A 23,620-nucleotide genomic window follows, 5' to 3' on the forward strand; every position below is an offset into this window, starting at 1 on the left:
TGAGCATGGATCGCTCACCTCACAGGCCATGGACCGGCCGCATTCACCTCAGCAGTATGAAGAGGGTTTCCGCCGTGTTCGATTCCGTGACCTCGGTTGCACTGGGCAGCGCTTTGGATGGGCTGTCGCTGCGACAGCGCGTGACCGCCAACAACATCGCCAACGTCAACACCCCCGGCTACCACGCCCAGCGGGTGAGCTTCGAGGATGCGTTGCAGCGATCAGTGGCTAATGGAGACGGGCGCGTCATCAGCTCCACCGACCGGTCCCTCGAACCCACCCGCCTGAACGGCAGCAACGTCAATCTGGATACCGAAACGCTGTCCAACATCGACACCGTTCTCAGGTACCAGTTCGCTGCCCGCGCCGTCGAGGGCCAGTTCACCAGCGTGCGCACCGCGATGAGGAGCAACTGATGACCTTCGACGCCATCGGAATCGCCGGCACTGGTCTCACCGTGCACCGTAAATGGCTGGATACCGTCGCCGACAACATGGCCAACGCCAACACCGTGACCGCTACCGACGGTGCCGCCTTCCAGCAGCGCTATGTCACCGCCCAGGAAGGCCAGGGGGTCAGCGGCGTGTATGTGGCGGGGGCACAGTTCGGTGACGCCGAAGGCCGGGTGGTCCACGAACCGAACCACCCCCTCGCCGACGCCGACGGCAACGTCAGGTATCCGGACATTGACATGGGGGCCCAGATGGGGCACCTCATCCTCGCCCAGCGCGGCTACCAGGCGAATGCCGCCGTCGTCGACCGTGCCAAGGCCACCTACGAAGCTGCCCTCCAGATCGGACGCTCCTGATGCCCATTTCCGCCCTTCCCTCAGTGGGCTCCGTCCAGCAGGTCACCGGCACCGGCTACCTGCCCCAGACCCAGGCGGTCGCATCCGGCCAGGGCGCCGGATTCACCACCGCGCTCACTGGCGCGGTGGAGAACCTCCAGTCCCTCCAGTCGACGTCGAGCGCCCTCGCCGTCCAGGCCGTCACCGGTGATCTGAGCGACATCCACAATGCGACCCTCGCATCCACCCGAGCCCAGGTGACGCTTGAACTCGTCGCGGCGGTCCGCAACAAGGGCGTCGACGCCTTCAACGAGATCATGAGGATGCAGGCCTGATGCCCCAGTCATTCAGTTCAGTCATTACCCGCCTGGGTGATGCGGTGAAAGCGTTCACCATCGCCCAGCGCACCATCGCGATCATTGGTGTGGCGGTCCTCGCCCTCGGCATCGCGGCACTCGTCACGTGGTCCATGAAGCCCAGCTACACGCCACTCTTCTCCGGCCTGAACGGGGAGGACGCGTCGATCATTGTCGAGCAGCTGCGCACCGACAACATCCCGTACGAGATCTCCGCAGGCGGGGGGACCATTCTGGTCCCCGAGGAGAGCGTGTACGACCAGCGGCTGAAGGCAGCGGCGGCCGGGCTGCCGTCGTCGTCCACCGCCGGCTATTCACTCCTCGACGACATGGGGGTCACCTCCTCCGAGTTCCAGGAGTCAGTGACCTACAAGCGTGCCCTCGAGGGCGAGCTCGCGGCCACCGTTTCCGCACTGAGTGGCGTGAAGAACGCCTCGGTCCGGCTGGCCATCCCCGAGGAGTCGGTTTTCGTTTCCGAGGCGGGCACCCCCACCGCGTCCGTGTTCATCGAGACGGACAGTGGAGTTTCGCTGTCCTCCGAGCAGGTCCAGGCGGTCGCCCACCTCACCTCGGCCTCCATTGACGGAATGCTTCCCGAAAACGTCGCAGTAATCGACGCCGATGGCAATGTGCTCTCCGCCGTGGGTGTCGGAGCCACGGGCAGCGTCAACCAGCAGTCCTCCGACTACGAGGAGACCGTCCGGGCCTCGGTGCAGAGCATGCTCGACCGGGTGGTCGGCCCGGGTAACGCGTCGGTGGTGGTGGCCGCCGACATGAACACCGAGTTCGCGGAACGGGTGGAGGAATCCTTCACCACGCCCGACGGCGGCCCCGCCCTCAACGAATCAACCACCACCGAAGAGTACGAAGGTGCGGGTGGAGGCGCCGCAGGAGTGCTTGGGCCCGACAACATTGCCGGTCCCGACGACGCCGGGGGCGACGGCAATTTCAATTCGGAGACCACCACCCGCAACAACGCGGTCAACAAGATCACCGAATCCACTACCATTCCGGCTGGCGCCATCAACCGCCAGACCGTCTCAGTGGCCCTTGACGAGGAGGCTGCCGGCGCTCTCGATCTGGCCGGTCTGACCGGTCTGGTCACCGCTGCGGCAGGGATCAACGAGGACCGGGGCGACCTGGTCACCGTCGAAGTGCTGCCGTTCAACAACGCTGGTGCTGCCGAGGCCGCGGAAGCGCTCGCAGCGGCTGATGAAGCTGCGGCGGCAGAGGCGCGGGCGCAGTTGATGATGCAGATCGGCACTATTGCGGCCCTGATGCTGTTGGCCATCATCATCGCCCTCGTGGTGTACGCACGGAAGTCCCGCCGGCAGCGGCGCGAACCCATTGACCTGGGTGAACTCCAGGAGGTCATCCCGGCCATCGGAGGACCGGTGGCACCGGCGATCGCCGATCTGGGTCCCACCCGGATGGTGGAACCCGCCCCCGAGACCACGTCCATTGACCTGGGCGCCATCGCCGAGTTGCGCCACGACGACGCGATGAGCCGGAAACGAGCCGACATCGAGGCCATGGCCGCCAGGGATCCGGCGAAGATCGCCGAACACCTGCGGAGCCTCATGGATGACAGGCAGCCAGTATGAGCGAGCTCGTCGCCACCCCCGCCCACGCCTCAGCCGAGGTACTGACCGGAACGCAGAAGGCCGCCATGGTGCTGATGCAGCTTGATCCGGATCACGCTGCGATAGTGCTCCGCCAGTTCTCGGACAGCGAAGCTGAGGAAATCGTCTCCGAGATTGTCCGGTTGCGCCGGGTCGACGCAACAGTGGCCGATGAGGCACTGTCTGAATTCCACGAACTCAGCACCAGCGGACGACGCCGGCCGCGCGGTGGCCGCGACGTCGCCGCTGGCCTGCTCGAGGCTTCGTTTGGGGCCGATAGGGCGGCTGGCGTGATGGATCGGCTGGCCTCCTCGATGGCCGGAAAGGCCTTCGAGTTCCTCGACACGGTGGACCCCCGGCAGATTCAGACCCTGCTCGACGGGGAACTCCCGCAGACGGTGGCGCTGGTCCTGGCACACCTGCGCCCGGAACACGCCTCGGCGGTGGTGTCGGTCCTCGACGATCCGCTGCGGACCGACGTCGCGCAGTGCATCGCCACGATGGGCACTGCCACCCCCGAAGCGGTGGGAGTGGTTGCCGACACCCTCAAGATACGCTCCGGCTCGATTGGCGCCCCCCACCAGGCCATCGCGGTGATCGGCGGGATCCAGCCCCTCGTTGACATCATCAACCGGGCCGATGTCTCCACCGAGCGTGCCCTTCTAGCCGGGCTCGACGACCGGGATCCGGAGCTAGCCGATGAGGTCCGTGCACGGATGCTCACCTTCGCGGATATCGTGAACCTCGACCGGAAGGACGTGCAGCAGGTGCTGCGCGGCCTGGACTCAGCAGTCCTCGCCTGCGCCATGAAGGGCGCCTCCACCCAGGTCATCGACATGATCCGCAGCAACGTGTCCGAACGAAACCGCGAGATCCTGGACGACGAAATCAAGGCCGCGGGACCGGTGCGCATCTCACTGGTCGAGGAGGCGCGAGCCCTGGTGGTCCGGGCCATTCGCGACCTGGAAGCGCAGGGCACCATCACCATCCAGCGCGACGAGGACGAGTATGTCTACTGACGCACCCGTGTTCGCGCACGCTTTCCCGTCCCTCGCCCTGCCGACGGACGGCAAGGCGGACCGCAGCCATGCCCAGGGCCACGCGGCCGGGTATGCCGCGGGAATGCGTGCCGCCGTGGCCGAGGTGAGCCGGGCCGCGGCCGCCCAGGAGGCCGAGCTGGTCGCCTTCCAACAGCGCCAACTGGCCCGTACCGATCAGGCAGTGCGAAGCCTGGAGGCCGCCGCGCAAGCACTCACCGCACGGGTGGTACTGGTCGACGGCGCCTCCCAGCAGTTGGTGCAGGCGGCCGCCCTGGACCTGGCCGAGGCGATCGTCGGCGCCCAGTTGCGCTCCGACGACCCCGCACGGCTCGCGCTGAAGCGGGCGCTCCGAGACGTGGACCCCGACGACGTTCGACGGGTGCGGCTGTCGCCAGCCGACTGGGCCAGTCTCGACGAGCAGACCCGAACCTCCACCGGCGTCACCCTGGTGGCAGACCCGACGCTGGCGACCGGTGACGCGATGGTTGATCTGGCCGACGGCTACCTCGACGCCCGGATCGGAACCGCCCTGGTACGAGCCCGGCAGGCATTGCAGGACCCCGCGTGAGCGCCGTCATCACCGAGCCGGCCGATCGTCTGAGGGCTGCCGTGTCAGCGGCTCGCCCGGTCCGGCTGGGAATGGTCTCCTCAGTGGTGGGACTCGGCGTCGAAGTAGCAGGCCTGGACTGTGGGATCGGGGACCTGGTCACCATCGGCGAGAACCCCGGGGTCGACGCCGAAGTGGTGGCCGCCTCCCGTACGTCTGTGCACTGCATGCCGCTGGGCCGGCTGGTCGGGGTGAACGCTGGAACCCCGGTCAGCTCGGCCGGAAAACCACTGCTGGTACCCACCGGCGCCGGGCTCCTGGGACGGGTCCTCGACGGTCTGGGCCGGCCGATCGACAACCTGGGCCCGCTGCAGTCCGCCCGGATGGTCCCCCTGGACCATCCGACACCTTCCTCCATGAGTCGTACCCGGATCACCGAGCCGCTGCAGCTGGGCGTGCGGGTAATGGATAGCCTGACCACGGTCGGCAAGGGCCAACGCATGGGCCTGTTCGCTGGCAGCGGCGTCGGAAAGTCCTCGTTGCTCTCAATGATCGCCCGGGGAACGGACGCCGCCGTCTCGGTGATCGCACTTGTCGGGGAGCGAGGCCGCGAGGTCAGGGAGTTCCTGGAGGATGATCTCGGACCGGAGGGCCTGAAACGGTCAATCGTGGTGGTCTCCACCTCCGACGAACCCGCGCTGATGCGACTGCGCGCTGCCTTCGTCGCCACCCGGATCGCCGAGGCATTCCGGGACGAGGGTACCGACGTGATGCTGATGATGGACTCCCTCACCCGCGTCGCGATGGCCCAGCGGGAGATCGGACTGTCGGTCGGGGAGCCCCCCGCTACCCGCGGGTACCCGCCGTCGACCTTTTCCCTGCTTGCCCAACTCCTGGAACGCGCCGGCACCGGCGAGCGCGGCTCGGTGACCGGCATGTACACCGTGCTGGTGGACGGTGATGACCACAACGAGCCGATCGCCGACTCGGCCCGGTCCTTCCTTGACGGCCATGTGGTCCTGGACCGGAAGCTCGCTGTCGCCGGCCATTTCCCGTCAGTGGATGCGCTGGCTTCCATCTCCCGGGTTGCCTCACGGGTCAACACCGCCGAACACAGCAGGGCCGCAGCGTTCCTGCGAAAGGTCCTCTCGGCACGCCGGGCAGTCCAGGACCTGCTGGATGTGGACGCCTATCAGGCCGGTTCCAATCCGCTGGTCGATGCGGCCATCCAGCACGAAACCGCCATCAACGCCTTCCTTCAACAGTCCATGAGCCAGCAGACGCCCATCGAGCAGACCTGGGTGCAGCTCGACAAGCTGGTCCGATTGCTGGGGGCACCATGATGGCCCGGACCTTCCCGCTCGCCGGGCTGCTCCGGCTCCGCCGGATCCACCAGGACCAGGCGAAAGGTCAGCTCGCCGCGGCGAACGCGGCGGTGCGGGCACGCGCCAAGGACCGGGGAACAGCACTGACGTCCCTCGACCGGTCGGTCAGCCGGGTCGACTCCGCGCAGGCGCTCTCAGCTGTCGCGGCTGCCCGTGCGTCCTCGCGCAGCATGCTGCACGAGCTCGAAGCACTCGAGACAGGCAGCCGGATGGACCTGGAACGTGCACAGGCGAACTTCGGTGCTGCCCGGGCACGGACCATCAGCCTGGAGAAACTCGAGGAAAAACACGCCGCCGCGGTGCAGGCGGAGGATCTCAAAGCCGAGCAACAGGTGCTCGATGAAATTGCCGCCAACGCCCGGCGCCTGAGGGGAAACCAGACATGACACTCGTTGACACAGTGGGTCGGATCCAGCAGATCCAGTCCACCCTGACCCGGCTTTCCACACCTGTCACGGCTCCCGCTACCGCCTCCGCGCCGGCGACCACGTCGACGTCGTCGTCCTCGTCGGCATCCGCCGGGTCGGAAGGGCCAACCCGTGCGTTTGCGGACGCCCTGGCGGCTGCGGCGGCCGGCAACGCACCGGCCTCCTCCGTCCCCGCCTCCTCCGTCCCCGCCTCCTCCGTCCCCGCCACCACCCTCCCCGCCACCCCCGTCCCCGCCAGCATTGCAGCGGTCGCGCCCGCCGCGCCATTGGCTACCGGAGAGGCAACCAGCTCCGACGTCGTTGCCGCCGCCAACCGGTACGTTGGCGTGCCCTACGTCTGGGGCGGCACTGACCCCGCCGTCGGTATGGACTGCTCAGGCTTCACGCAGCGGGTGTACCGGGACCTCGGCATCGAACTGCCCCGCGTGACCTGGGACCAGATGAAGATGGGCACCGAGGTGGCATCCCTCGCGGAAGCACAGCCGGGTGACCTGCTGTTCAGCCTGGACGGGGGACACGTGTCCATCTACCTCGGAAACAACAAGGTCATTGACGCACCGCAACCTGGCCAGAACATCGCGGTCCGCGACGCCTGGGAAAACGACGGCAACCTGGACTCCATCCGTCGGATCGTGCCCACGGACTCCGCGGCGCCGGGAACGCCGGCCCCCGCTGACGGTGCCGCCGCCAACAGTGCCGCGCTCGCGGACCTGGTCGCTGCGGCCCAGGCCGCCTTCGTGTCGGGGCGGTCCGGGTGAGTGCGCTCGCCACCGTCGGCGGTCCGGCGCCCAAGGGTGCGCCGTCGACGACGGCCAAGTCAGCGTCCGACGGCGGGGCAGCCTTTGGTCCCGCGCTCACACTGGCCCGCGAGCTGCTGGACCCGCCAACCGTGCGATCCGGGGCAGGATCGCGTGCCACCCCCGGCCCGTCTCTTCCCGTCGATCCGTCGGCGACAGGGGCCGCAGCGGGAGAAGCTGCGGGGGCGGCCTTTGCAGCCCTGCCGGGGTCAGCCCCTGGATCCTCGCCTGCCCCCACGCCCGTCGGCATGCCCGCCCTAGGTCCGGGAGCCACCCTGCACGCGGCTGACCCGGCGACCCAGGCGGAAACCGGCACCATCCCTACCGGGTCCACCCTCGCCCAGGGTCTGCCGGAGGACCGTGCCACCTTCCTGAGCCGCGCGACTCAGGGTACGCGGGTTGAGGCGTCGGCTGCGCATGTGCCGACGGCACTGCCACCCGCCGGTGGGGCGCACTTTCTGCCACCAGTAGTGGCTGCGCCGGCGGCTACAGGATCGGGAGACACGCCAGCGGCCGGGTCCCCGACCCAGTCAACCCAGATCCAGCCAGCCCAAACCCAGCCAGCCCAAACCCAGTCAGTCCAGCCCACACCGGTGGCCGGGTCCCAGACCCAGCTCTCACCCGGCGCTGATGCGCTGGGTGCGGTTCCACCGGCTGTTGCAGCACCGGCCGCACCAGGACCGGCCGGTGCCCCGCTGGGCGTACCGGGGGCTGGTCTGCAGGGGGTGCCACCGGTCCCGGCCGCGCTGAGTCCTGGGTCAACCGCCTCGTCAGCCCCGGCTGCCGAGCCGTCAGCCACTGTGCAACCCGCCGTCCCCGCAGCGCAGTTGCCGGCGCAGCACTCCCCGGCGCTCCAGGTTCCGGTTCCGGCGGCCTCTGCCCCACCCGCACCACCGCCTCCGGTCCCGCTGGCTACCCAGCTGTACAAGCCAGTGTTCAGCCTGGCCAACGCATCCAAGGGGGAGCACCTGATCACCGTTCGGGTGGCACCGGATGAGTTGGGGCCGGTCACTGTCCGGGCTGTGGTCACCGCCGAGGGCATGCGCGTTGAGCTGTTCGCCCCCACTGAAGCCGCACGGGACGCACTCCGCGGAATGCTGCCGGATCTGCGCCGCGACCTTGCCACCCCCGGTCTGCACGCCAGCCTGGATGTCTCCACCAAGGATCAGCCAGGGGGCGGGGATTCTGCCCGCGGTCACGCGGACGGCCAGGGGCCCGCCAGACAGGACCACGGCAGACCGGATCGCACCCGGGAGCCCCCGCTCCCGGCTGGTAGCCCCACCGGCGACCCCGAGTCCGGGGAAGCCGGTCCCCCCGGCGGAACGCCCTGGAACCGTTCGACCCTGGACCTGCTCGCCTAGACACCCGCCCGCACTAAGACCTTCAGATACCCGCTCCGCCAACCAAAGGACCCACCCCGTGCCAATTGAAGCGGTCGAAGCCGCACTCCCCTCCTTCCAGGGTGACCAGGTTCAGCGTGCCCCCAAGCAGGCCATGGACAGCGAGGTCTTCATGTCGCTCCTGGTCAGCCAGCTGCAAAACCAGGACCCCAGTTCGCCCATGGACACCAACCAGATGATCTCCCAGACCACCCAGCTGGCCATGATGGAGAAAATCACCGAAATGACCGGCACCATCGAGGAGAACTTCTTTCTGGAGATGCGCACGTCCGCCGCTACGCTGATCGGCAAAGAGGTCAACTACACCGACGACGCTGGTGCGACCGTCTCCGGGCTGGCCAGCGCCGTTTCCTTCGCTGGCCCGGTGCCGACCGTCACGATTGGGACCGCGTCCATCCCGCTCGACCAGATTTCCGGGGTTGTCACCCCGGCAACCGCAACCTTCTGACCCACCCTCCCCTCGAAAGGCCCTCTCATGCTGCGTTCGCTCTACTCCGGAATCTCCGGCCTCCGCTCCCACCAGACCATGCTCGATGTCACCGGCAACAACATCGCCAACGTCAACACCACCGGGTTCAAGGCGTCCTCCGCCCAGTTCCAGGACACCCTCTCGCAGCTCACCCAGGGCGCCGGCGGACCCCAGCAGGCTGTGGGCGGCACCAACCCCGCGCAGATCGGCCTCGGAGTGCAGGTGGCTGGAATCTCCACCAACTTCGCCCAGGGATCGGCGCAGGCCACCGGGCGGGCCACCGACATGATGGTCGCCGGCGAGGGATTCTTCGTCACCCAGTCCGGTGGCGAAACCAACTACACCCGTGCCGGTTCCTTCGACTTCGACGCCAACGGCCGGTTGGTCTCACCTGACGGGGCCATCGTGCAGGGCTGGGGCGCGGTCAACGGTCAGGTTGCCGGAGGCGGCATCGGTGACATCACCGTGCCGCGCGAGGCCATTTCCGCTCCGGTACGGACGACGACGGCGAGCGCCACCGGCAACCTTCCTTCCGACGCCGTCGACGGCACCGAGGTTATCCAGGATGTGTCGGTCTTCAACGCGGCGGGCGAGGAACGCACCCTGTCGCTCACCTTCACCAAGAACGGTGACGCGTGGAACGTCGTCGGGCAGGACGAGGGCGAAGCCGGGGTCCCGGCGACCGGAAACGGCACCCTGACTTTTGACGCCAACGGCAATGTGACCGGTGGGGGAGCGCTGCAGGTCGGGGGCATCACCGTGGACCTGGCAGCGGTCACGGGCGTGGCTGAACTGTCGACCATTTCCCTCGCGGAGCAGAACGGCCGGTCCGCTGGCACCCTCGAATCGTTCAGCCTCTCGCCCGACGGCACGCTGGTCGGCTCCTTCACCAACGGAGGTCGGGAGCCCCTCGGCCGGATTGCCCTTGCCAACTTCGTGAACCCGGGCGGACTGGAGAAGACCGGCGGATCTTCCTACCGCGCCACCGTGAACTCCGGTGACCCAGCGGTAGGTGCCCCCGGCACCGATGGCCTCGGAGCAGTGGCCGGAGGGATGCTCGAAATGTCCAACGTCGACCTCTCCCAGGAATTCACCAACCTGATCGTCGCCCAGCGTGGGTTCCAGGCCAACGCCCGCATCATCACCACCTCGGACGAGGTGCTCCAGGAACTGTCCAACCTCAAGCGCTAATTCTTCGCCCCCACTGAGCTGAAATAGCACTATCGACGGCCCCGAACCCTTACGAAAGGGCCGGGGCCGTCGATATGTAATACAAACGGCCGGTGACGGCCCCAAACCTTGAGGAACCGGCCGATGATCGTCGTCACGCACCTGAATGGGTCGCAGTTCGCGATCAACCCCGATCTGATCGAGAAGATCCAGGCCAACCCGGACACCACCTTATCCATGGTGGACGGGTCCTTCGTGATTGTGCGTGAGCCGCTCGAAGACCTGATCGAGATCATCCGCGGGTACCGCGCCTCTGTACTACGCCTGGCCAGGGAGCTGCCGGATCCCCCGCAGCCGGTAGCCAAGCTCGCCGCCGTCCCTGCTCACCCAACAGGAAAATAACACATGGATCCGGCAACAATCATCGGCATTCTGCTCGCGTTTGGCTCCCTCTACGCGATGATCTTCCTGGAGGGCGCTCACGTCCAGTCGGTCCTGCTGCCGGCCCCCATGATCCTGGTGTTCGGTGCCACCATTGCGATCGGCCTGGCCTCGTTCACTATGAAGGACACCATCTCGTCGTTCAAAGCCGTCGGCCCCGCCATCAAAGGCAGCAAGATCAACCTTGAGGAGACTGTCCAGGAGCTGGTTGGCTTCGCCGAGACAGCCCGGTCCGAAGGTCTGCTCTCCCTGGAGCAAAAAGCCAACGAGGCCAAGGACCCCTTCCTGAAGAAGGCACTGCAGAACATCGCGGACGGCACCGACGGAGATGACCTCCGGACCATGATGGAAGACGAGATTGCCACCAAGAACAAGACAGGCCGGGGCAACTCGAAGTTCTTCGCCGCCCTGGGCGGATACGCCCCGACAGTCGGCATCGTCGGCACCGTGGTGTCCCTGACCCATGTCCTGGAGAACCTCAACAAACCGGACGAACTCGGCCACATGATCGCGGCCGCTTTCGTCGCAACTCTCTGGGGCCTCCTGTCTTCGAACTTCATCTGGCTGCCGATCAGCAGCCGCATCGGTCGCCTGAACGAACTGGAGGTCGACAAGATGAACCTTCAGCTCGAAGGAATCATGGCCATCCAGGAAGGTGCTCAGCCAATGCTGCTCACTGAACGCCTTACCGCCATGGTTCCCCCGGGCAAGGCGGCCAAGGGCAGTAAAGAGAAGGCCGAGAACAAAGCAGCATGAGCAGGCCCCGCAGGAAGGCCGAGCCGCCTGAAGAGTTCCACGTCGACGAACGCTGGGCCGTCTCCTACGGCGACATGGTCACCGTCTTGATGTGTCTGTTCATCGTGCTCTTCGCCATGTCCACCGTGGACCAGGCAAAGTACGAGCAGCTGCGCAATTCACTGGCCACTGGTTTCGGGCAGGTCGAGGTTGGGTCAATCGACACTGCCGAGGGGGTAGTCGTCCCAGCAGAGCTGGTCAACCAGGACCTGGAGGGCTTCTCCGACCTCGAACTGGCATCCCAGGAGGTCGACGACCTGCGCGAGATCCAGCGCAGGATCGATGAGGGTCTGCGGGAAGACCAGCTGCAGGAATCGGTGCGGTTTGAACTGGATGAGCGGGGCCTGACCATCCGGTTGATCAGCTCCGAGACGTTCTTCCTACCGGACCGGGCTGAACTCACCGAGCGGACCGGCCAGGTCCTCGACTCGATTGGCCCGGTGCTGGCCAGCATTGACCGTGGTGTCTCCGTGGAGGGTCACACCGCCAAGCTGCCCGAAACATTCCTCGCCCCGCGCGACTGGGAGCTGTCCACTGAACGGTCGGTGAACGTGCTGCGGCACCTTATCGAGAAGGGCGGAGTCCCCGGACCGAGCATTGCCGCTGTGGGCTACGGCGAATCCCGTCCACTCGCCCCGGGTGTCACCGAGGAGGAGCTGAAGCTGAACCGGCGGGTCGACATCGTGGTGCTCTCGGATGAGTCCGAGGCCGTCCGGGAGATGATCCCCGAGGTCACGGCCGGCACCTGAGCCGTTGCCGCGGCGCCACCCGGGGTCCCGTGGAGCCAGAAACGGCCCCGCGGTCAAGGTCCGCCGCTTGCAACCGGCGGATCTTGCCGCAGGGGCCGTTTCTGCGCTGGGGCACAGACTTACGCTGGAGCTACGCTGACACAATGGAACCGATCACCACCCCCGGTCATGGGGCATGGCTGGAAGAACTGATCGACCCCGCCTGGCGCGACATGCACGGGGTGGTGCCCCGGGGATTCCAAGCCTATGCGCGGATCTTCCACCCGGTCACCCGGGACCGACCCACCGACACGAAGTCGTGGCACCTTTCCCCAGCGGACTCGTTCGTCGATTTCGACTCCGAGGAGGTGCGGTGGGCGGAATTGGCCCGAGCCTTCGGGACGGTGATGCACCCACTAGCCCAATTCCACCGGCTGCTTGGCCGCAGCATCGAAGCGCATGGTCAGGAATTTCTCGACTCTGACGGGTGGCGGTACACCGAACCGGAGGAGGGGAACCTCGACATCGGGGTCCTGGCCGCAACCGCCGTGCAGCTGTGTCGGCACACGACCACCCCCGGGTCCGGGATTGCAGCCATCTGGGAGGGATGGGGCGGGCTGACCAGCCCTGATGGTTACACGGCTCTCACCATTGAGTCGTTTGGCGATGAACCGGCTGACGTCGTCGCAAGCGCTCAGGACCCATCGGCCGCGCTGCTCCCCACCGATGTGGTGAACGGTCCGATGCTTGACCTGCCACACCGTTCCTACTTCCTTTTTGTTGTCCCACCGGTGACCTTCACCGATCCGGCCTGGGCCAACCTCGCGCCGTGGCACCACGCCGCCTGGTCTCCCCAATCGCCGAGCATTATCTGGCCAGAGGACCGGGCCTGGGTGGTGGTGTCCGAGATCGACTTCGACTCAACGGTCATTGCCGGCAGCCACTCACTCATCAACGACCTGGTCGCAGATCCCGGGATCGAGGCGCTGCGGCTTCGGGAGGGTTCGGACCTGAGCTGGGACGCCGACGTCGAGAATCGGGCCACGTCCTAGGCCCATCGGCAGGCCCTCCGAGACCAAAAACGGCCCCGCGGTCAAGGTCCGCCGCGTGCAACCGGCGGATCTTGCCGCAGGGGCCGTTTCTGCGCTGATCCGGTCAAACCCACCAGGCCGGGCCCACCCCTGGCCGAAGGTTCCCGAGTCGTCACCACCTTTTCCTAACGGGGGGTCAACGGCTGCCGATAGTTGCAGCTGTGACGGTCCAGGAACACCTTGTAATTGGCGTGCCCGCAGCGGCGGGACGCCAGGTGGATGTCTATGACTTCCGCCGCCCCACCACGCTGGCCCGTGAGCATTCCCGGGTGCTCGAACTGGCTTTCGAGACCTTCGCGCGGCAGTGGGCCACCCAGCTGACCGCGAAGGTGCGGGTCATCTGCCAGGTCACGTCCGAGCACGTGATGATGCAGTCCTACAACGAGTACGCGGCCTCTCTCCCGCACACCACCGCAATGGTGCTCTGCTCGATCGAGGATCTCGTGGCGAAGGCCGTCATCCAGTTCCCGACGTCGGCGGCCCTGTACTGGATCGACCACATGCTGGGCGGTCACGGCACCTCCGCTGCGCAGGATCGCAAGTTCACGCAGATTGAACAGTCGCTGGTTCACCGGCTCATGGATGACGGGCTGGAGGGGCTGCACTACTCGTTGGGGTCGCTGCTCACCAGGCACATGACCGTTGACGCCATCCACTACAACTCTCAGTTCGCCCAGGCAGCGCCCACCGCCGACCTGATGATCGTGGCGGGCTTCGAAATCCGGGTCGGGGAGAGTAGCTGCCGGGCCACGGTGGCCATCCCCGCAGACCTTCTCATTCCCCAGCTCGGAGAGGCGAACCCCGCCTCGACCAGCGACAACGCCAGCGAGCTGATCCAGGCCCAGCTGGCCAACGTGCCGGTTGAGGTGGCGCTGCAGCTTGCTCCCGTCACGGTCAAGCCCGGCAGGATCCTGGATCTTGCCGTGGGAGATGTTCTGCCCCTGCCCCACCCGCAACACCGGCCGCTGAACGTCATGGTCAATGGCAACTGGCTGGCCCACGCAGCGGCAGGGGTCAACGGCTCACGCCTGGCCTGCGTCGTTGTGAACACCGAGGAGAAATCATCATGATCACCACCAACCCTTCCCAGGCCGCAGCCGATGCGCTCGCCGAACTGCTGCCGACCTCGGTGCCGGTCCGGGCAGTCAAGAGCAGCGTCCACCAGATGCCAGCGGGCGTTGCCGGCGCGGCAACCTCAGGGTCCTTTGTCGGCGCGACGTCGGCCGACGTCGCACTGGTCCTTCCTGCCGGCAGCGTCCCGGTTGAGGCCGCAGGGACCGACTCGCCGCTGGTGTCCGCGGCCGACGTCCTCCGCCCCGCCCTTGAGGCGGCGACAGCGGTCCTCGGCGCCGGCGTCCTCGGCGACACCCGCACCACCGATGCGACGGCGCTGTTCGCCGACCCTGAGGCCACCGTCTTCGAGCTCACCGCGAACGGCCGCCCGCAGGGCTGGTTCGCGATCCGGGTCCGGACCGGCGCCGCCAGGTCCGCCGGCGGTCCCTTTGCGGGCAGCACCGCAGCCGGAAAGCTGGGGCGGATCAACAACGTCGAAATGTCCATGACGGTCGAGATCGGCCGCACCCGGATGTCAGTCCGCGACGTCCTGGACCTCGAGCCCGGCGGCGTGATCGAGCTGGACCGTTCTGCCGGCGCTCCCGCCGACGTGCTCCTCAACGGCCGCCTCATTGCCCACGGCGAAGTGGTGGTCGTCGACCAGGATTACGCAGTCCGGATCACCCGGATTCTCGACGTCGCTGAGGGATCCTTCTAGATGGACGCTGTGGTCCTCGGGCTGAGGGTGCTGCTGTCCCTCACCGTTGTGCTTGGACTGCTCTGGTACCTGCACCGGAAGGTATCCCGGTACAACCGGACCGGGAACAAGGCTGATCCAGTGACCGTCGTGACCCGGCAGGGCATCAGCCCCAAGGCCTCCGTCGTGATGATCGAGGCTGACGGCAAGCGTTTCCTGCTCGGCGTGACCGACCAGTCGGTGAACGTCCTGCACACCAGCGCGGCACCGGGGCTCGTCTCCGTGCCCCCGCTGGCCGCTACCGAGAACAACGACGACGACCGCGCCCACCGCGGCGACCGGCAGCCGGGCGACAGCGCCGACGTCGGCGGCACCACCTTCGCCCGTGTGCTGAGCCTCGCGACAGCCAGCGGCGACACGGTTACCTCCCGGCGTCGTGCCGGCACCCGCCCGATCACTGAAATGAGCGCCCAGGGCCGGGCCCCGACCACCCGCGCCGACCTGAAACGGTCCGGCCGACGGGCCGCCCGGCCGGTCGCCACCCACACTCCCACGCCCCGACCGGCGTCGCCGCTGGCCGGTTCCATCCTGTCGCCTGAAACCTGGAAGCAAACCGCCGCCGCGCTCCGGCAGGGACGGACCGGGTGAACCACGCCGTCCCCACCGGACGGTCTCCCCACCGCACCGCTGCAGGCGTTCCGGCGTGTCTCCGATCCGGCGCCGCACGCGCCGCCGTCGTCGTCGCGCTCACGGCCCTGCTGGTCGTCCTGATCCCGTTGCTGACCTCGATCGCGGCGTACGCCACCCCCATCGACCCGCTGCCGCCCGTTGACCCGGTGGACCCCGTGGCACCTGAGGACTCCGACGGCCTGTCGGTGGAGATCAACGGGGTCAATGGCGGACCCAGCGGAGCGATCGTCACCCTGCTGGGAATTACCCTGCTCTCGGTGGCACCGGCCCTGCTGCTGATGATGACCTCGTTCACCAAGATCTTCGTGGTGCTCGCCATGACCCGCAACGCGCTGTCCCTGCCGTCCATCCCACCCAACCAGGTGCTGGCCGGCCTGGCGCTGTTCCTGTCGCTGTTCATCATGGCCCCGGTGCTGACCGAGATCAACAACCTCGCCGTCCAGCCATTCCTCAACGGCGACCTGCTGCTCGGCGAGGCGGCCGACGTCGGTTCGGACCCCCTGCGCACGTTCATGCTCGGCAACACCCGCGAGGAGGACCTGGCCCTGATGACCCGCGCCGCGGGCCAGGAGAACCCCGACGACCCGACGGCTGTGCCGCTGTCCACACTCATCCCGGCCTTCATGATCTCGGAGCTGCGCGCCGCGTTCATTATCGGGTTCGTGATCTTCGTGCCGTTCCTGGTCATCGACCTGGTGGTCTCCGCGGCCCTGATGTCCATGGGCATGATGATGCTCCCGCCGGTGATGATCTCCCTCCCGTTCAAGATCCTGCTGTTCGTCCTCGTCGACGGGTGGGGGCTGATCATCACCTCGCTGATCGGCAGTTACCAGGTGGTCGGATGAACACCAGCGCCGTCCTCGACATCGGGCTCCAGGCGATCTGGATCGCAGCCAAGCTTTCCGCCCCCATCCTGATCACCGCACTGGTGGTCGGCTTCGCCATCTCGCTGCTCCAGTCGATCACCCAGATTCAGGAGGTCACCCTCTCTTTCGTGCCGAAGGCAGCGGCGGTGGCCGTCGCCCTGCTGGTGTGCGGGCACTGGATGATCTCGGAGATGGTCTCCTTCACCCAGGAGATGTTCGAAAAGATCCCCGGCCTCCTGATGGGCGGCTGACGTGGAAGTGGTCCTGGACCAGGGCCGCATCGAAGCGACAATGCTCGCCGGGGTGCGGATCATCGCGTTCCTCGTGGTCGCCCCACCGTTTTCCTACAACGGCATCCCGGCACGCATCAAGGCCATGCTCGCGATCGGACTGGCCCTGGCAGTGTCCTCGCAGGTCGCGGACGGCTATGAGTCCCCGGGGACCGCCGGCTACATCACTGCGCTCATCCTCGAACTGGTGGTCGGCGCCGCCCTGGGTTTCCTGGTGCTCGTGGTGTTCTCGGCAATCCAGGCAGCGGGCAGCCTCATCGACCTGTTCGGCGGATTTTCGCTGGCCCAGGGGTTCGACCCGCAGTCGATGGTGAACGGAGCCCAGTTCACCCGGCTTTTCCAGATGACCGCCCTCGCCCTCCTGTTCGCCTCCGACGGTTACCAGCTGATCATCGCCGGGCTCGCCCGCACCTTCAGCGCGCTGCCAATCGGTGGGGGAATCGACCTGTCGTCCCCCGTGGAGGCCATCACCGGGTCAGTCACCAACATGTTCCTCGCCGCCGTGCAGATCGCCGGCCCGCTGATCGTCATCCTGTTCCTGGCCGACGTCGGGCTGGGGCTCCTGACCCGGGTGGCGCCCGCACTCAACGCCTTTGCCCTCGGTTTCCCGCTGAAGATTCTGGTCACCCTCCTGCTCGCGGCAACGTTGTTCGTGGCACTGCCCCGGATTGTCTCGACCCTGGTCGATAACGCGGTGCGCCTTGTGATGGGGGTGGGGTAATGGCCGACAGCGCCGAGGAAAAAACCGAGGATGCCACCCCGAAGCGGATGAAGGAGGTCCGGTCCAAGGGCCAGCTGTCCAAGTCGGAGGACTTCACCGCCTGGATCGGGGTGGGGGCAGCAGCGGTCATGATCCCGTCCACCATCGCGCGGGCCGCCGATGCCGGCACGGACCAGGTGTTCACCTTCCGGACCATCATTGCCAACCCCGAACCCGCCCTGGCAGTCCAGGCAATGGTTGACGGTCTGGGCTCCCTCGCCGACATCCTCATCCCCTTCTTCACCGTCGTGGTGGTGGCAGTGCTGGGGACCGCCGCACTGCAGGGCGGCATCAACTTCAAAAAGTTCCGCGGGAAGTTCGAACAGTTCAACCTGCTGGCCGGCGTGAAAAGGACCTTCGGAGGCCAGGCCCTCTGGCAGGGGGTCAAGGCGCTGCTGAAGACAGCGGTGGTCGGTACGGTCCTGTGGCTGGTGGTGCAGTCTTTGCTGCCCGTGCTGATGTCCTCGGGTGGGATGCCGGTCTCCGCGCTCCTCGCCGCGGGGTCAGGGGGTGCGGTCACGCTCCTCCAGTCCGCCGTCGTCGCCGGCCTGGCACTGGCGGCGCTGGACGTTCTCGTGGTGCAGCGGCGGAACCGGAAAAAGACCCGGATGACCAAGAAAGAGGTCAGGGACGAGAACAAGAGCGCCGAGGGCGACCCGCTGATCAAGTCCCAGCGGCGTTCCCGCCAGCTGGCCATGAGCCGGAACCGGATGATCGCCGCCGTCGGTGATTCCGACGTCGTGCTGGTCAACCCCACCCACTTTGCGGTGGCCCTCAAATACGAGCCGGGGAAGTCGGCGCCCCGCGTCGTCGCGAAGGGAGCGGGGCTCATTGCAGCAAGGATCCGCGAGGAAGCCGAAACCCGCCGCGTGCCCCTGGTCAAGGACGTGCCCCTGACCCGGGCCCTGCACGCAGCCTGCGAGCTGGGGCAGGAGATCCCCGCCGACCACTACAACGCCGTCGCCCGCGTCCTCGCCTTTGTCATGTCCCTGAAAACCCGTGGCTCCATCAGGGGCCACCACACACTGCCACCCGTAGCCACTTCCACCTCCAGCGGAGCTTACTGATGAACCGGTCACTGTCGAAACTCTTTGTGCCCATCGGGGTGGTCGGCATCATCATGCTGCTGGTGGTGCCGATCCCCGCCCCGATGCTCGATGTGCTGATCATCGTCAACATCCTGCTCGCCCTGGTGATCCTGCTGACCACCATGTTTGTGCGGAAGCCGCTGGACTTCTCCGTGTTCCCGTCGCTGCTGCTCGTCGCCACACTGTTCCGGTTGGGCCTGAACGTCGCATCCACCCGCCTGGTGCTCGGTGACGGGTACGCCGGGCAGGTAATCGAGGCGTTCGGTCACGTGGCGGTAGGCGGTTCCCTGATCATCGGCGCGGTGATCTTCCTGATCCTGATTGTCATCCAGTTCGTGGTGGTCACCAAGGGTGCCGAGCGGGTGGCAGAGGTGGGTGCCCGGTTCACGCTCGACGCGATGCCCGGCAAGCAAATGGCCATCGACGCGGACCTGAACGCCGGATTGATCACTGACATCCAGGCACGGGAGCGCCGCGCCGAGGTCTCGGCCGAGGCCGACTTCTACGGTGCGATGGACGGCGCCTCCAAGTTCGTCAAGGGCGACGCGATCGCCGGGCTGATTATCATCATCATCAACGTCATCGGCGGCATCGCAATCGGCATGCTCCAGCGGGGCATGTCCATCGGCGACGCCGTCAACACCTACAGCCTCCTCACCATCGGCGATGGCCTGGTCACCCAGATCCCTGCCCTGCTGATGGCAGTCTCCACCGGCATGATCGTCACCCGGTCCAACGCCGAGTCCGATATGGGCTCCACCGCCTCCGCCCAGCTCGGCCAGTCACGCACCGCCCTGCGGATCGCGGGTGGTGCAGCGGTGGTGATGGCGCTGATCCCCGGGATGCCGGTGATGCCGTTCGTGCTGGTGGGCGCCGGACTGATTTTCATCGCCCAACGCATCAAGAAGGACGACGACGCCAAACGGGAGAGCGACGACGCCGCCGCAGCAGCGCTCGCGGCACCCAGCGGGACCGACACCACCGAAGAACTCATCGAACAGATGCGCGTCCACGCCCTGGAGATCCTCCTCGCCCCGGACCTGGTGGACGTGGTGACCGGGTCCTCGGACGACCTGCTGGGCCGCGTCAGGGCACTCCGCCGGAAGATCGCACTGGACCTGGGCGTCGTGGTCCCACCCGTCCGCACCCGGGACAGCCTTGACCTGCCGCCCGCCACCTATGTCATCCGGATTGCCGGCGTCGAGGCTGGGCGGGGCGAGGCTCCCCGGGGGAAGGTGCTCGCGCTGGGAGACAACCTTGCCTCCCTGCCCGGCACCACCACCGTGGAGCCGGTCTTTGGGCTGGCCGGCAAATGGATTCCCGCCGAGTTGCGGCACAACGCGGAAATGACCGGCGCCACGGTGATCGACCGGGTGTCCGTGCTGGTCACACACCTGTCCTCGATCATCACGGGGAACGCCGCGCGGCTGTTGACCCGCGAGGACGTGCGGGTGCTGACCGACGGGGTCCGCGAGGTCAGCCCCTCCGCAGTTGAGGAACTCATCCCGGGAATGCTCTCCCTCGCCGAGGTGCAGCGGGTACTCCAGGGTCTCCTCGCCGAGCAGATCCCCATCAACGACCTCCCACGGATCTACGAATCCCTCACCCTCCGGGCCAAGGTATCGCCCGAACCCGAGGGCCTGATCGAAGCGGCCCGCCACGCCCTCGGTCCTGCGCTGACCGCCCAGTACCAGGACGGGAACCTGCTGCGGGTCATCATGATCGACCCGCTGCTGGAACAGTCGATGCTCGAGGGGCTGCGACCCTCCGACCAGGGCAGCCAGATCCTGCTGGACGCGGCCCGCACCGAAGCGGTACTCGCCTCGGTCAAGGACGCTGTGGCCTCAGCCGAAGCCAACGGTCACTCGGCCGTACTGGTGTGCGCTCCGGCGTTACGCCCCGCGATCCGCCGGATGGTCTCCGCGCCGTCGGGCGGATTGCCGGTCCTCTCCTACCAGGAGGTCACCAGCGCCAACGTGAATATCGAGACAGTGGGTGTGGTGCGTGGAAACGCAACGATTTCGTCTTAGCGGACCGTCCCTGGAAGCACTGCGCTCGCAGGCATTCGCCGAGCACGGCCCGCAGGCGCGCATTACGGCTGCCGAACTGGTCACCATCGGCGGAATCCGCGGCGTCTTCGCCCAGCGGCACTACGAGGTGACGGTCGAGGTGCCCACGGTCGTCCCAGCTCCGCCTCGCACCGGCCGGCGGAGCGCCAGCCGTCCCGCTCCCGCAGCACGCCGGGAATCTGGGATCGCAGCCCTGCTGGCCGAGGCGGACGACGCCGAAGCGTCCCTGCACGGTGTCCAGGTGCCGGAACCACTGGTGTCGACCGACAGCAACCTTTTTGCCGCACTGATGGACGATCTCATCTTCAACACGGATGCGGCGACGAAGGTCGGGGTCAAGCAGCCCGCGGCTGTCCCCGTGCCGTCGCCGGCGACCCGTCCGGGGGACCTGACGGTCATCATTGGTCTGGATGGTGATCCCCTGGGGGTGGCCCACTCGATGGCGGAGGAACTGGTTGCAGACCGTCACCGCCGGTCTGCGGTGCGGGCAATGGGCGGCCCGGCGGCCGGGTCTGGCGTAAGCGGGACGGGAAATGGCGTCAGTGGGCCCGGCGGGTTTGAGTCTCGTGGCCGCCGCGCCGCGGGGGTCCGCGAAGCCGACGACGACGCTTTCGGGGGTTCCCGCGGCGGTCGGGTGACTGACCGGATGGCAGCTGCGGCGTTGCGAGCGGCGGGAGTGGAGGGCGGCTTCCCGGTGTTTGTCGCCGTCGGGCTGGAAGCGGTTGGTCAGGGAACGGTCGGGAAAAACGCTGCAAGTCTGGCCACCGTTGCCGCGCTGGGTGCCGATCAGGTGTGGATTGTGGTGGACGCCGGACGCAAGCCACTGGACACGGCGGCCTGGGCGACCGAGGTGACTGAGGATGTCAGCGTGACGGCCATGGCGGTGGTAGGTACCTCGGCGACCTCGTCTCCGGAGAGCGTCAACACGCTCGGCATTCCGGTGGGCTGGGTGGACGGGCGGCGCGCCACCTCGCCGGTGCTGTGATCGTGCTGGGATAGAGTACGAGGGTGCTAGTGCTAACACGCAAAATAGGGGAGCAGATCCTGATCGGGGACGACATTGTTGTCACCGTGCTCGATTCGCGCGGTGAGGGAATCCGGATCGGCATCGATGCGCCACGGGGAGTGAAGATCCAGCGGGAGGAAGTACTGCGCGCCGTCGTCGAGGCCAACCTCGCCGCCGCCCAGCCCGATCCCGAGGCCGAAGCACGGATCAAGGCCCTGCTGAGGATGCCTGTTGCACCCGCCGCGCCGAAGGATGCTGAGCCAACCGGGACTGAGCCGAAGAAGCCGGGCGAGTCCGCCTAGCTAGTTTGCCGGGACCCCCAATCCCGCGAAGTGCCCTTGTGGGTGCCTTTGCGTGGAGTTTCACCGGAATACACGCAAAAGCACTCACCTACCCGTGTGCTAAGGAATATCGGCCCGTGCGGCCTCCTGATGGAGTGCCCGAGCGTCCTCGCTCGTGAGGAAGCTCTGATCCTCGAGGTCCCTCACATTTTTCTTTACCGCTTTCACATAAGACCCGTGGTTTGGGTACAGGCTGTCAATGGTCTCATCGTCGAACGGTCGTTCGTATCCCGCGATGAAACAGAAGGAGGCACCTGTCGCGGTCCCGTACCAAGTGCTCGTTGGGACATCCAGGTAGGGGGAACGCAGCCCACCCTGCACGTTGCCGAATTCATCGAGCACCGGGGCGCCGTTCTCCACCAGAATCGGTTCTGCCCGGGGTGGAGCAATGTTTTCCCGGACCCACAGGTCCAGGTTCTGCAGGGCAGCATTGAAGAAAATCGAGCTGGGGAAACGACTGCGTGGTCCTTCGTTGCAATTCATCGGAGGTACTGTCCGCCCGGCGGCCACGATGTCTTCGGGGGCCGCTGAGAAATACAGCTCGTCAGGAGTGGCATGACCAGCTCCAGCCATCTCATAGTGGCGGTAGCGGTCGCCGGGAACGTCGCTGTCTGCGCGCCGCGAGCCGATGCCACGAAGGTAGTCGGACTGGGACATCAGGCGGATGATCGGCACGCCGACGTCTTGGAACTGGCGGCGGGGGTCATCGGCGCCGGGTGCACTTTCGCATTGGTTCATTGGGTAGGCTCCGGCGAAGGCGCCACCTGCCACGCCAACAATGTAGCCGTCATAGATTGGTGCTCCGTCCGATTCAATGACGTGAGGCTGCACCCCATTGATGTAGTTCGCGAGGTAGCCACCGGTTTGTGAGTAACCGAGTCCGTATGCCTTCTCCACGAGGGCCGTTCCACCCCCGTAGGTCAGCGGATTCGAGGAGGAGTCGCTTTTCAGCCATGTGCCGACCTGGCTGTAGATATCCCAGATCAACCCGTTCTCCGTGGTTCTGGAGCTATCTGCTGCCACCGTCATGCAATTTTGAGGATCATCCAACGAAAGTGGATTCGCGTAGGACAGAGAGCCGTAACGCTCGGCGTCGAAGTTTTTCAGAGCGTCCACGGAAATTGGTTTGGCAGTAATTCCTACCCAGGCATCCCCGTTGTTGACAATCTGCTCGTGGGCAACGGCCCACCCAATGTTGAGGTCGAACAGGTTTGAGGGATTGAGCATTTCGACGACGACGTTGCCGCTGAAGTGCTGGCCTTTGGCGGGTTTCCGGACCAGAACCCGGGTGGTGTAGGGAGCGTCTTCCGTACGGATGATGGCTGGCCCCGGAGCCGGCCAAGAATAGACGTTGGCACTACCGCTTGCCAGGTATTCCTCTTCCACATAGCCCTGCTTTGACAGGTCTTCCGGGATCAATTGATGGTCTGCTGCACCAAAAGGGTATGACTCGTCGGTCGCGGAGAGCTGAGTTATTTCGGGGATGGGCGTCAGACGTTCAACCGCTGGCTGGGACGCCGCCCGATCCTCCTGATTGGCGCTTTCACCGCCCTTCGCCTGGGCCGGAAAGCTTCCTGCTCCCACCACCCCGATTGTCAGTGTTAGGGAAAGCGCCACTGACACGCCGGTAAACTTTTTCACGAATACTCCTTTGTGTTCGTTCAGTTTCGATGTCTGTCAGAGCGGATGTGCAAGCAGACCATC

27 protein-coding genes are annotated in these 23,620 nt (G+C 66.5%); 26 read left to right on the plus strand and 1 reads right to left on the minus strand.

Annotated elements, in window-relative coordinates; genetic code table 11:
* Positions 1–74 precede the first annotated feature (74 nt).
* The 26 genes from IWX64_RS07005 (at position 75) to csrA (ending at position 21,877) form a co-directional block, all read left to right on the plus strand.
* Complete coding sequence (locus IWX64_RS07005) at positions 75–416, plus strand: flagellar basal body rod protein FlgB (protein ID WP_196866477.1); 342 nt, start codon at positions 75–77, stop codon at positions 414–416.
* Positions 416–808, plus strand: coding sequence for a flagellar basal body rod protein FlgC (locus IWX64_RS07010; RefSeq protein WP_196866433.1), 393 nt, complete (start codon positions 416–418; stop codon positions 806–808). The genes IWX64_RS07005 and IWX64_RS07010 overlap by 1 nt, the downstream gene beginning before the upstream one ends.
* Positions 808–1,122: a flagellar hook-basal body complex protein FliE gene (gene fliE, locus IWX64_RS07015; protein ID WP_196866434.1), complete on the plus strand. Its 315-nt coding sequence runs from the start codon at positions 808–810 to the stop codon at positions 1,120–1,122. The genes IWX64_RS07010 and fliE overlap by 1 nt, the downstream gene beginning before the upstream one ends.
* The gene (fliF, locus tag IWX64_RS07020; RefSeq protein ID WP_196866435.1) at positions 1,122–2,747 is read left to right on the plus strand and encodes a flagellar basal-body MS-ring/collar protein FliF; all 1,626 of its coding nucleotides are present in this window, start codon (positions 1,122–1,124) and stop codon (positions 2,745–2,747) included. The genes fliE and fliF overlap by 1 nt, the downstream gene beginning before the upstream one ends.
* Complete coding sequence (gene fliG, locus IWX64_RS07025) at positions 2,744–3,784, plus strand: flagellar motor switch protein FliG (RefSeq protein WP_196866436.1); 1,041 nt, start codon at positions 2,744–2,746, stop codon at positions 3,782–3,784. Before fliF ends, fliG begins: the two co-directional genes overlap by 4 nt.
* Positions 3,774–4,373, plus strand: coding sequence for a FliH/SctL family protein (locus tag IWX64_RS07030; RefSeq protein ID WP_196866437.1), 600 nt, complete (start codon positions 3,774–3,776; stop codon positions 4,371–4,373). Before fliG ends, IWX64_RS07030 begins: the two co-directional genes overlap by 11 nt.
* On the plus strand, positions 4,370–5,695 hold the full coding sequence (locus tag IWX64_RS07035; RefSeq protein ID WP_442859036.1) for a FliI/YscN family ATPase: 1,326 nt from the start codon (positions 4,370–4,372) through the stop codon (positions 5,693–5,695). Before IWX64_RS07030 ends, IWX64_RS07035 begins: the two co-directional genes overlap by 4 nt.
* Positions 5,692–6,123, plus strand: a complete 432-nt coding sequence (locus IWX64_RS07040; protein WP_196866438.1) for a flagellar FliJ family protein — start codon at positions 5,692–5,694, stop codon at positions 6,121–6,123. Before IWX64_RS07035 ends, IWX64_RS07040 begins: the two co-directional genes overlap by 4 nt.
* Positions 6,120–6,923 (plus strand): C40 family peptidase, encoded by an 804-nt coding sequence (locus IWX64_RS07045; protein ID WP_196866439.1) that lies wholly within the window; start codon positions 6,120–6,122, stop codon positions 6,921–6,923. The genes IWX64_RS07040 and IWX64_RS07045 overlap by 4 nt, the downstream gene beginning before the upstream one ends.
* Positions 6,920–8,323, plus strand: a complete 1,404-nt coding sequence (locus tag IWX64_RS16985; protein WP_334683191.1) for a flagellar hook-length control protein FliK — start codon at positions 6,920–6,922, stop codon at positions 8,321–8,323. The genes IWX64_RS07045 and IWX64_RS16985 overlap by 4 nt, the downstream gene beginning before the upstream one ends.
* A 58-nt stretch (positions 8,324–8,381) precedes the next feature.
* A complete protein-coding gene (locus IWX64_RS16990) occupies positions 8,382–8,810 on the plus strand; it encodes a flagellar hook assembly protein FlgD (RefSeq protein ID WP_334683192.1) in 429 nt (142 codons plus the stop codon).
* A 27-nt stretch (positions 8,811–8,837) separates the two neighbouring features.
* Positions 8,838–10,022: a flagellar hook protein FlgE gene (locus IWX64_RS07055; RefSeq protein ID WP_196866441.1), complete on the plus strand. Its 1,185-nt coding sequence runs from the start codon at positions 8,838–8,840 to the stop codon at positions 10,020–10,022.
* Positions 10,023–10,145: 123 nt separating this feature from the next.
* The gene (locus IWX64_RS07060) at positions 10,146–10,403 is read left to right on the plus strand and encodes a flagellar FlbD family protein (RefSeq protein ID WP_196866442.1); all 258 of its coding nucleotides are present in this window, start codon (positions 10,146–10,148) and stop codon (positions 10,401–10,403) included.
* A 3-nt stretch (positions 10,404–10,406) separates the two neighbouring features.
* Entirely contained in the window at positions 10,407–11,198 is a 792-nt protein-coding gene (locus IWX64_RS07065; RefSeq protein ID WP_196866443.1) for a motility protein A, read from the plus strand.
* The gene (locus IWX64_RS07070; RefSeq protein WP_196866444.1) at positions 11,195–11,986 is read left to right on the plus strand and encodes an OmpA/MotB family protein; all 792 of its coding nucleotides are present in this window, start codon (positions 11,195–11,197) and stop codon (positions 11,984–11,986) included. The genes IWX64_RS07065 and IWX64_RS07070 overlap by 4 nt, the downstream gene beginning before the upstream one ends.
* Before the next feature lie 143 nt (positions 11,987–12,129).
* Positions 12,130–13,017: a hypothetical protein gene (locus IWX64_RS07075; protein WP_196866445.1), complete on the plus strand. Its 888-nt coding sequence runs from the start codon at positions 12,130–12,132 to the stop codon at positions 13,015–13,017.
* Between the two features lie 200 nt (positions 13,018–13,217).
* The gene (locus IWX64_RS07080; protein WP_334683193.1) at positions 13,218–14,126 is read left to right on the plus strand and encodes a flagellar motor switch protein FliM; all 909 of its coding nucleotides are present in this window, start codon (positions 13,218–13,220) and stop codon (positions 14,124–14,126) included.
* A complete protein-coding gene (fliN, locus tag IWX64_RS07085) occupies positions 14,123–14,827 on the plus strand; it encodes a flagellar motor switch protein FliN (RefSeq protein ID WP_196866446.1) in 705 nt (234 codons plus the stop codon). The genes IWX64_RS07080 and fliN overlap by 4 nt, the downstream gene beginning before the upstream one ends.
* On the plus strand, positions 14,828–15,454 hold the full coding sequence (locus IWX64_RS07090) for a FliO/MopB family protein (protein WP_196866447.1): 627 nt from the start codon (positions 14,828–14,830) through the stop codon (positions 15,452–15,454).
* A complete protein-coding gene (fliP, locus tag IWX64_RS07095; protein WP_442859037.1) occupies positions 15,451–16,341 on the plus strand; it encodes a flagellar type III secretion system pore protein FliP in 891 nt (296 codons plus the stop codon). The genes IWX64_RS07090 and fliP overlap by 4 nt, the downstream gene beginning before the upstream one ends.
* Entirely contained in the window at positions 16,338–16,613 is a 276-nt protein-coding gene (fliQ, locus tag IWX64_RS07100; protein ID WP_196866448.1) for a flagellar biosynthesis protein FliQ, read from the plus strand. Before fliP ends, fliQ begins: the two co-directional genes overlap by 4 nt.
* A gap of 1 nt (position 16,614) precedes the next feature.
* The gene (locus tag IWX64_RS07105; protein WP_334683194.1) at positions 16,615–17,373 is read left to right on the plus strand and encodes a flagellar biosynthetic protein FliR; all 759 of its coding nucleotides are present in this window, start codon (positions 16,615–16,617) and stop codon (positions 17,371–17,373) included.
* Positions 17,373–18,479, plus strand: coding sequence for an EscU/YscU/HrcU family type III secretion system export apparatus switch protein (locus IWX64_RS07110; RefSeq protein WP_196866449.1), 1,107 nt, complete (start codon positions 17,373–17,375; stop codon positions 18,477–18,479). The genes IWX64_RS07105 and IWX64_RS07110 overlap by 1 nt, the downstream gene beginning before the upstream one ends.
* On the plus strand, positions 18,479–20,530 hold the full coding sequence (locus IWX64_RS07115; protein ID WP_196866450.1) for a flagellar biosynthesis protein FlhA: 2,052 nt from the start codon (positions 18,479–18,481) through the stop codon (positions 20,528–20,530). The genes IWX64_RS07110 and IWX64_RS07115 overlap by 1 nt, the downstream gene beginning before the upstream one ends.
* Positions 20,505–21,554, plus strand: coding sequence for a hypothetical protein (locus IWX64_RS07120; RefSeq protein ID WP_196866451.1), 1,050 nt, complete (start codon positions 20,505–20,507; stop codon positions 21,552–21,554). Before IWX64_RS07115 ends, IWX64_RS07120 begins: the two co-directional genes overlap by 26 nt.
* Before the next feature lie 23 nt (positions 21,555–21,577).
* Entirely contained in the window at positions 21,578–21,877 is a 300-nt protein-coding gene (gene csrA / locus IWX64_RS07125) for a carbon storage regulator CsrA (RefSeq protein ID WP_196866452.1), read from the plus strand.
* A gap of 99 nt (positions 21,878–21,976) precedes the next feature.
* Here the strand turns inward: csrA and IWX64_RS07130 are convergent, their stop codons facing one another.
* Entirely contained in the window at positions 21,977–23,557 is a 1,581-nt protein-coding gene (locus tag IWX64_RS07130) for an alpha/beta hydrolase domain-containing protein (protein WP_196866453.1), read from the minus strand.
* Positions 23,558–23,620 lie beyond the last annotated feature (63 nt).

This window comes from Arthrobacter sp. CAN_A212 (assembly GCF_015752345.1).
Classification (GTDB): domain Bacteria; phylum Actinomycetota; class Actinomycetes; order Actinomycetales; family Micrococcaceae; genus Arthrobacter_D.